This is a genomic window from Sphingorhabdus sp., from assembly GCF_044357595.1.
Classification (GTDB): domain Bacteria; phylum Pseudomonadota; class Alphaproteobacteria; order Sphingomonadales; family Sphingomonadaceae; genus Sphingorhabdus_B.
The window spans coordinates 1-8718 of sequence record NZ_JBIKPH010000106.1; the positions used below are offsets into that span (position 1 = coordinate 1).

The window sequence follows — 8718 nt, forward strand, 5'->3', positions numbered from 1 at the left end:
GCTGACTAAGGCTATTTACTGCCTTGCCAGTAGTTAATCGCCCGCTTAAACCGCGCTACGCAGATGGAGCAGGTGATATGGACGAATTTGACATCATTGTTATCGGCGGCGGTTCCGCAGGCAGTGCAGCAGCCGGACGACTGTCCGAAGGTGGCAAATATAAGGTCTGCTTGATTGAGGCCGGCGGCAATAACAACAATATGTTGATCAAAACGCCCGGTTTCATGCCGTTTATCCGCAATGCGTCCAATTATAAATATGACACTGTCCCGCAAAAGGGCCTGAATGGCCGCACGGGCTACCAACCGCGTGGCAAGGGACTTGGCGGGTCAAGCGCGATCAACGCGATGGTGTACATCCGTGGCCACAAATATGATTATGACAATTGGGCTGCCTTGGGCTGCGATGGCTGGTCCTATGACGACGTGCTGCCGTTTTTCAAACGCTGCGAAGATAATGAACGCGGCTCTGACGCCTTTCATGGTTCGGGCGGGCCGCTCTCTGTTTCCGACCAGCGTTGGCCACAAGCCGGCAGCCTTGCCTTCATTGAGGCTGCGGCAGAATTGCAATTGCCCATCAATTCGGACTTCAACGGTGCAACCCAGGACGGCTTTGGTCTGTATCAAGTTACGCAAAAGGGTGGCGAACGCTGGACCGCAGCGCGCGCATATGTCGAGCCTGCGCGGGATCGCATGGAAGTTCTCACCGGCGCTTTGACCGAAAAGATCATCGTTGAAAATGGCCGCGCTACTGGTGTTATCATTCGGCAGGGACGCAAGCGCCGCACCATCAAGGCGCGCGGCGCAGTCATATTGTCGGCGGGCGCCTTTGGCTCACCACAAATCTTGATGCTGTCCGGAATGGGGCCAGCCGAACATGTGCGCAGCCTCGGGGTCGACGTCGTTCATGACAAGGCCGCTATTGGCGCCGACCTGCAAGACCATATCGACTATGTTTCGAGCTTTGAAACGCAGTCAAAAGCTGATTTCTTCGGCGATTCATTGGCTGGCACGGGCAAGATGATCAAGGCGATCATCGAACATAGGTTTAAGCGCACGGGCGTGATGACAACCTGTTTTGCTGAGGCAGGCGGGTTCTGGCGTTCGGACGCAAGCTTGCCAGCACCGGACATCCAATATCATTTTGTGCCTGCGATGCTGGAAGATCACGGCCGGTCGAAGGTGAAGGGCCATGGCTTTAGCTGCCATGCATGCGTATTACGCCCTGAAAGCCGCGGCACGGTCCGTCTGTCGTCTGCAGACGCCAGCGTCGCTCCGCTGATTGACCCCGCGTTCCTAAGCGATGACCGTGACATGGCGACTTTGCGCAGCGGCGTGCGCGCCATGCACCGCATATTCGAAGCGCCTGCGCTTGCCGCCTATAACGGCAAAAACCGGCATCCCGTGGATATCAATGATGACGCGGCATTGGATGACCTAATCCGCAGCCGCGCCGACACCGTTTATCACCCCGTGGGTACATGTCGCATGGGGCCAAATGATAGCGACGTTGTTGACTCGCGCCTGAAATATCGCGGTATTGACGGCCTATATGTCGCCGACGCCAGCATCATGCCGCGCCTTGTTTCTGGAAACACCAATGCGCCCAGCATGATGATCGGCGAAAGATGTGCTGAATTTGTCCGAGCTGACTTGCAATAATCTTGCGTAAACGCGGCACTGCGGTTAACCGCGTGCCCGTTATGGCGATAAATAGAACAGAATATATCAGCACCCGCGGCAACGCGGACGCGCTCGATTTTGCAGGCGTCACCCTGACGGGTTTGGCAAGCGACGGGGGCCTGTATGTGCCCCGGCATTGGCCGCAATTTTCAGCAGAAGAAATCACCGCGATGCGCGGGCTGTCTTATGTCGATCTTGCCGCGCGTGTCATGGCGCCGTTTACCGCAGGTGTATTGGACGAGGCAGAGCTCAAGGGCCTGTGCGCCACAGCTTATGGCTCCTTCGCCCATCAAGCCGTTGCCCCATTGGTGCAGTTGGATGGCCAGCATTGGCTGCTTGAGCTTTTTCACGGCCCGACCTTGGCGTTCAAGGACGTTGCGCTGCAATTGCTTGGCCAGTTTTTCGAACGCTTTCTTTCGGGTACGGACAAGAAACTGACCATCGTTGGAGCGACCTCGGGCGATACAGGGTCGGCCGCGATTGATGCCGTTGCCGGACGCGCACAAATCGAAATTTTCATGCTGCATCCGCATAACCGCGTGTCCGATGTACAACGGCGGCAGATGACAACCATCCTCGCGCCCAACGTCCATAACATCGCCATTGGCGGCAGCTTTGATGATGCACAGGCGATGGTAAAGCGGATGTTCAAAGACAAGGATGTAAATGGTCCGCTAACCTTATCCGCTGTCAATTCAATCAACTGGGCGCGCCTGATGGCGCAAGTGGTCTATTATTTCTATGCCGCGCTGCGGCTTGGTGGACCTGAACGCAAGGTCGCGTTTTCGGTACCAACCGGAAATTTTGGCGATGTGTTTGCCGGCTATGTCGCGGCGCAAATGGGTCTTCCCATTGAGCGGCTGATTGTGGCCACGAACATCAATGACATTTTGCACCGTGCCTTGGCAAAGGGAGACTATTCCGTGCTTGGCGTAACCCCGACAGCATCGCCGTCGATGGATATTCAGGTATCGAGCAATTTTGAACGCCTGCTTTTCGATTTGGAGGGCCGTGACGGCTCCACAACTGGCGCCCGCATGAAATGGTTCGAACAAATGGGCAAAATGATACTTTCGCCCGAAATGCGCAAAAAGGCGAGTTTGCTCACCAGCGCGCGGACAGATGCCGAGCAGATGTCCGCCGCTATGCGCTGGGCTTATGGCGCGACTGACCAGATTATCGACCCGCACACCGCCATCGCTCTCCACGCCGCGCGCACCGCTGGCATACGTTCCGATGTGCCCGTGGTAACATTGGCGACCGCCCATCCAGCCAAATTCCCGGATGCCGTGGAAGAGGCAACGGGCGTGCGGCCAGCCTTGCCTGCGCGGGTGTCGCAATTGTTTGACCGCGAAGAACGCTTTGACGTTTTGCCCGGCACATATGATGCCGTGCGGGATTATGTGCTGGCGCGCGCCACGCGTTGAACATGGAACAGGATTTCGTCACCCTCATCAGCGAACCACGCAGCGATTATACGCTGATCGATTCGGGTAATGGGCGTAAATATGAATCCTATGGCGACCGCCATTTTATCCGCCCCGAACCGCAAGCCATGTGGGCACCCGCGTTGGAAGAATGGCCTGCCGACGCCGAGTTCGTTCCAGGATCAGACGATGATGGTGGCGGACGTTGGTATAACAACAAACCCGTTCCGATGGATGGTTGGCCGCTGTCGTGGAATGACGAAGTGCATTTTACGGCATCCTGCACGCCGTTTCGTCATTTGGGCTTCTTTCCCGATATGGACCCCGTATGGCGGTGGATGCGCTGGCAATTAGCGGGTATTGCCGACCCCGTTGCGATGAACCTGTTTGGCTATACCGGCGTTGGCACCCTCGCTTTGTCCGCAGCCGGCGCGCAAATGGTCCATGTTGATGCGTCGAAGAAGTCCGTTGGCCAAGCGCGCGCCAATGCCGAAATGTCGGGTATGTCAGACCGCCCCATTCGCTGGATCGTTGATGACGCCGCGAAATTTGTTGCACGCGAAGTGCGCCGTGAAAAGCGCTATGACGGCATATTGCTGGACCCGCCCAAATATGGCCGTGGACCAGAAGGTGAAATATGGCGGCTTGAGGAACACCTGCCCGAACTCATCGCCAATTGCCGTCAGTTGCTCGACGTGAATTCGAAATTTTTGTTTTTGACCGTTTACGCTGTACGCATGTCTGCGTTGGCACTGGGCGGACTATTGGAATCGCATTTTGCGGACCTTGGCGGCAAGGTTGAATTTGGCGAACTGGCGGTACGCGAACAAGGCCGGGGCATGCTTTTGCCCACAGCCATTTTCGCCCGCTGGTCGCGTTAAGGAGTGATATGAACGACAGTCTAATTCTCGAAGTGCATGACCTGGTCGTTCATGTCCTCACCGGCATTTACAGCCAGGAAACGCATTTGCCGCAGCCGCTGCGCATATCGATCAGCACGACGCTGGATATGGCACCACATTATGTGCCGGACACGCCGCTATCGGCGTCCAAAAACTATATGACGTTGAAAGAGGCCGCGACAAAATTGCCTGAGGGCGTGCACTTCACGCTGATCGAGGCGGTTGCCGATCATATCATGGACACTCTTTTTGCCGACGATCCGCGCATCAGCAACATCGTTGTCAAAATCGTTAAGCTGGCGATTGCCGAGGATAATGAGGCGATTGGCATAACAATGTCGCGAGGCCGCAAGTGACAACAGCGCCGCTTGCAATTGTAACAGGTGGCAAGCGTCGACTGGGCGCTGAAATTGCGGGAAGGCTTGCGGGCGCTGGTTACGCCCTGGCTTTGGTGAGCCACATGGATGCGCCGCCAACTGATGCTTTGGCGGCGGCACTGGACGCCCAACATAGCGCATGGCACGCTTTCACTTTTGACCTTAGCACAGGTAATCCAGCCGAGCTCATCGACGCGATCGCATCGCATTTTGGCCGAACACCAGATCTGCTGGTGAACAATGCGGCGATGTTCGGGCAGGATGATTGGCAGGCGATGACGCTTGAAACGCTCGAGGCGCATTTCAGGCTCAATATGTTTGCGCCACTGTTGCTGGCACAGGCTTTGGTCCGCGCCGCTGGCCCAACGAACCGGCCAGCTATTGTCAACATCCTCGACCAACGTATCGCCAACCCGCATGGCGATCAAATAAGCTATACGTTATCAAAGCAAGCTCTGGCGTCATCGGTACGGTCCATGGCTGCATCATTCGCTGGGCGTGCCCGTTATAATGGCGTTGCGCCCGGGCTGGTTATTTCAACCGATGATTACACCGCCGACCAAGAGGTACGGTTGGCCGATATGATGCCCTTGGGCAAGCTGCCGTCGCCCTCTGCTGTAGGGGACGCAGTGGTCTATCTCGCCCAAGCGCAGGATGTCACGGGACAGGTTATCTTTGTCGATGGCGGCGCGCATTTGAAAAGCTTCGACCGCGACTTCATGCATTTTTAGCGCACGCGCCAAACGCGGATGCGCTTGCCCATGACTGGCAATGGCACGAGCCAATCCGCCACCTTGCCCTTTGCCATTCGTGCCCACAACCCGGCCGCGCTTTGCGACCGATAATTACGCAAGTGCACAAATAACTTGCTTATCGACAGCTGTTTGGCCATAGGGCTGCCAAGCGCACGAGGCGAGCGGACAGATCCGCCGCAGTTTTGGCAGCGTGAGGGCCCGACCAAAGGCTCCGCCAAACGAACAAGATGCGTAAGCTTAGAGGCTTCCCATATCACGCAGGGTTGTTTCCAACGGGTCGGCATACGCTGCTCCCGAACACCTGCTGTTGCGCCTATGCGGTCCTGACGAAAGGGCGCGCGTCATGGGCAGCGACGACTATTTTGAAAGTATAAAAATGTCTTTTTTCCAAGATCTGGGCCTTGCCCAACCTATCCTGAAGGCGCTTGAGGCGGCGGGCTATGATACGCCGACCCCAATTCAGCAACAGGCTATTCCCTCCTTGCTCGAGGGCCGCGATCTATGCGGTATCGCCCAAACCGGAACGGGCAAAACCGCTGCGTTTGCGCTGCCGTCCCTCCATCATTTCGCCACCAAGCCAAAGGCGCGTCAGCAATATAGCTGCCGGATGCTTGTCTTGTCGCCCACACGTGAACTTGCGGCGCAGATCGCCGACAGTTTTCGCACTTATGGCAAATTCCTTGGCCTGAAAGTCGATTGCGTTTTTGGCGGCATGCCGATTTTCAGCCAGAAAAAGCGTCTTGCCACCGGCGTCGATATTCTTGTCGCTACACCCGGCCGCTTGATCGACCTTATCGAACAGCGCGCCGTCACGCTCAAGGATGTTGAAATTTTCGTCCTTGATGAAGCCGATCAGATGATGGACCTTGGCTTCATCCATGCGCTAAAGCGTATTGACCAGTTGCTGCCAAAGCAGCGTCAGACATTGTTCTTTTCGGCGACCATGCCAAAGGCGATTGCGGAGCTGGGCAATCGCTTCCTCAACAATCCTGTCCGTGTTTCGGTCGCCCCCGCGGCAACCACGGCAGAGCGCGTCGAACAGTTTGTGACCTTTGTCGAGCAACGCGAAAAGCAGACGTTGTTGACGCTTAAACTGCAAAGCGAGGAAATTGACCGGGCGTTGGTCTTCACCCGAACTAAACATGGCGCTGACCGTGTCGTGCGTGGGCTTGCCGGCGCAGGCATTCAATCCGCTGCCATCCACGGCAACAAATCGCAAGGCCAGCGTACCGCTGCGCTGCAAGCGTTCCGCGATGGCAAGATCAAGATCCTTGTCGCAACGGATATTGCGGCGCGCGGCATTGACGTTCCTGGTGTCAGCCATGTGTTCAATTTCGAACTGCCCAATGTGCCTGAACAATATGTTCACCGCATTGGCCGCACCGCACGTGCGGGTCGTGAAGGCGTCGCTATGAGCTTCGTTGCGGGCGATGAGCGTGGCTATATGAAAGACATTGAGCGTTTGACGGGCGTCCGTGCCATGACGCTTGGCCTTCCAGAAGGCTTCCGTGCAGCAGTTGCAGCATTGCCACCCCCCGTTGCAGATAAGAAGCCACAACAGGCACGCGGCGGTCGCGGCGGTGGTCAGCCCGGCGGCGGACGCACCAATTATGCCGGCAAAAAGCTTGGCGGCAATAATGGCGGCACTGGCTTAAATGGCGAAAGCCGTAATCGCACGCACGCCCCGCAAGGCGGCTGGCAACCAGCGATTGGTCCGCGCGACGGCAGCCGCGAAGGTAGTCGTGAAGGTGGCCGCGATGCACGTCCACGTAGCGACAATGCGCCGGCTGGAGATCGTCGTCCAACCGCCGACCGCGCCTTTGCCGCACGCAGCGAAAACCGCCGCGATCCTGGCGCACCTGCCCGCAATTACGGCCCCAAAAAGGGTGGTAATGGCAACTATAAAGGCACGGTAAAGCGCGCTGGGTAAAATTCGAAATTAGTTAAAGGCCGTCATGCTGAACCAAGTTCGGCATTACGGCCTTTGGCACATTAATGCCTAAAGTGCCGCATGCCGGTGAAGACCATGGCCAAGCCAGCTTCATCGGCGGCGGCAATTACTTCGTCATCACGCATGGAACCGCCGGGCTGAATGACCGCCGTTGCCCCCGCCTCGGCGGCTGCAAGCAGTCCGTCGGCGAATGGGAAGAAAGCGTCCGAAGCTACGGCCGACCCCACGGTGCGCGGCTCTGCCCAGCCATAAGTTTCCGCGGCTTCTTTCGCCTTTATCGCGGCAATGCGCGCGCTATCACGCCGGTTCATTTGGCCTACACCAATACCCGCGGTGGCACCATCCTTGGCATAAACAATGGCGTTCGATTTCACATGTTTGGCGATCGTCCAGGCAAAGCGACAATCCGCCAATTCTTGTGCGCTTGGGGCGCGCTTGGTCACGACGGTAAATGCACTGTCGGCCACATGGCCATTGTCCCGTGACTGCACGAGTAACCCGCCGGTAATCGGCTTGATCGAGAGGCCACTGCGCTTCGGATCGGGCAACTCGCCTGTCAGCAGCAACCGCAAATTCTTCTTCTTGGCAAAAATGGCCTTTGCCGCATCATCAGCGGACGGGGCGGCTACGACCTCGGTAAATATCTCGGTAATCGCTTCTGCCGTCGCCGCATCCAGCGGGCGATTGACAGCAACTATACCGCCAAAGGCCGAGACGCTGTCGCATTCCAGTGCCGCGCGATAGGCGTCGATTAAGGTGTCACCCGTCGCCACACCACAAGGGTTGGCATGCTTGACGATAACGACCGTCGGCGGGCCATCGCGAAACTCGGCAACCAGCTCAAGCGCCGCATCCGCGTCGTTGTAATTGTTATACGATAGCTCTTTGCCCTGTACTTGCTCGGCTTGCGCGATGCCCGCAATATGCGGCCCGACAGGCACATAAAGCGCCGCACGTTGATGGGGGTTTTCGCCATAGCGCAACTCCGTCACGCGATTGCCGTTGACGGCGAGCATGTCGGGGAACACCTGTTGTTGGTCGGCAAAGGCAAACCACTGGCTAATCATACTGTCATAGGCTGCCGTTGCCGAATAGGCCTTTGCCGCGCAATTGCGGCGGAAGGCATAGCTTGTCTTACCGTCGCTTTCCTCAAGCTCGGCAATCAAGTCGTCATAATCTGCCGGATCGGTCAGGATCGTCACAAAGGCGTGGTTTTTCGCGGCGCTGCGCACCATCGATGGCCCGCCAATGTCGATATTCTCGATGATTTCATCGCGCGATGCGCCTTTGGCCACTGTCTGCGCAAAAGGATAGAGATTGACCACGACCAGGTCGATTGCGCCGATGTTATGCGCGGCCATCGCGGCGGCATGTTCCGGATTGTCGCGCACCGCCAGCAGGCCGCCATGCACCATCGGATGCAATGTCTTCACGCGTCCGTCCATCATTTCGGGAAAGCCCGTGAGCTCGCTAATGTCCTTGACCGTCAAACCCGCCGCACGCAGCGTTTTGGCGGTGCCACCTGTGGATACCAATTCCACATGACGCGCAGCCAACGCGTGGCCAAGCTCAACCAACCCAGCCTTGTCGGACACCGACAATAGGGCCCGTTTAATCACGACGT

Annotated in this window: 8 protein-coding genes; 6 read left to right on the forward strand and 2 right to left on the reverse strand. The window is 57.2% G+C overall.

What is annotated here, in order from left to right:
* Positions 1-77: 77 nt before the first annotated feature.
* Genes ACIQ2T_RS10110 through ACIQ2T_RS10130 form a run of 5 tightly spaced genes read left to right on the forward strand, consistent with a single transcriptional unit; the run spans position 78 to position 5119 of the window.
* Positions 78-1661, forward strand: a complete 1584-nt coding sequence (locus tag ACIQ2T_RS10110; RefSeq protein ID WP_397590700.1) for a GMC family oxidoreductase — start codon at positions 78-80, stop codon at positions 1659-1661.
* 41 nt (positions 1662-1702) lie between these two features.
* Entirely contained in the window at positions 1703-3109 is a 1407-nt protein-coding gene (gene thrC / locus ACIQ2T_RS10115; RefSeq protein ID WP_397590704.1) for a threonine synthase, read from the forward strand.
* Between the two features lie 2 nt (positions 3110-3111).
* Positions 3112-3990 (forward strand): class I SAM-dependent methyltransferase, encoded by an 879-nt coding sequence (locus tag ACIQ2T_RS10120; protein ID WP_315470800.1) that lies wholly within the window; start codon positions 3112-3114, stop codon positions 3988-3990.
* Between the two features lie 8 nt (positions 3991-3998).
* A complete protein-coding gene (locus ACIQ2T_RS10125) occupies positions 3999-4367 on the forward strand; it encodes a dihydroneopterin aldolase (RefSeq protein ID WP_306064034.1) in 369 nt (122 codons plus the stop codon).
* Entirely contained in the window at positions 4364-5119 is a 756-nt protein-coding gene (locus ACIQ2T_RS10130) for an SDR family oxidoreductase (RefSeq protein WP_397590701.1), read from the forward strand. Before ACIQ2T_RS10125 ends, ACIQ2T_RS10130 begins: the two co-directional genes overlap by 4 nt.
* On the opposite strand, the gene ACIQ2T_RS10135 is transcribed toward ACIQ2T_RS10130, so the two are convergent.
* Positions 5116-5247 carry a hypothetical protein gene (locus ACIQ2T_RS10135; protein WP_397590702.1) on the reverse strand — a complete coding sequence of 44 codons (132 nt, stop codon included), beginning with the start codon at positions 5245-5247 and terminating at the stop codon, positions 5116-5118. The two genes, ACIQ2T_RS10130 and ACIQ2T_RS10135, sit on opposite strands and share 4 nt — an antisense overlap.
* Positions 5248-5519: 272 nt before the next feature.
* Here ACIQ2T_RS10135 and ACIQ2T_RS10140 point away from each other — a divergent pair, with 272 nt between their 5' ends.
* The gene (locus ACIQ2T_RS10140; protein ID WP_397590705.1) at positions 5520-7073 is read left to right on the forward strand and encodes a DEAD/DEAH box helicase; all 1554 of its coding nucleotides are present in this window, start codon (positions 5520-5522) and stop codon (positions 7071-7073) included.
* 62 nt (positions 7074-7135) lie between these two features.
* Here the strand turns inward: ACIQ2T_RS10140 and purH are convergent.
* On the reverse strand, positions 7136-8718 hold a 1583-nt coding region (gene purH / locus ACIQ2T_RS10145; RefSeq protein ID WP_397590703.1), incomplete at its 5' end, for a bifunctional phosphoribosylaminoimidazolecarboxamide formyltransferase/IMP cyclohydrolase.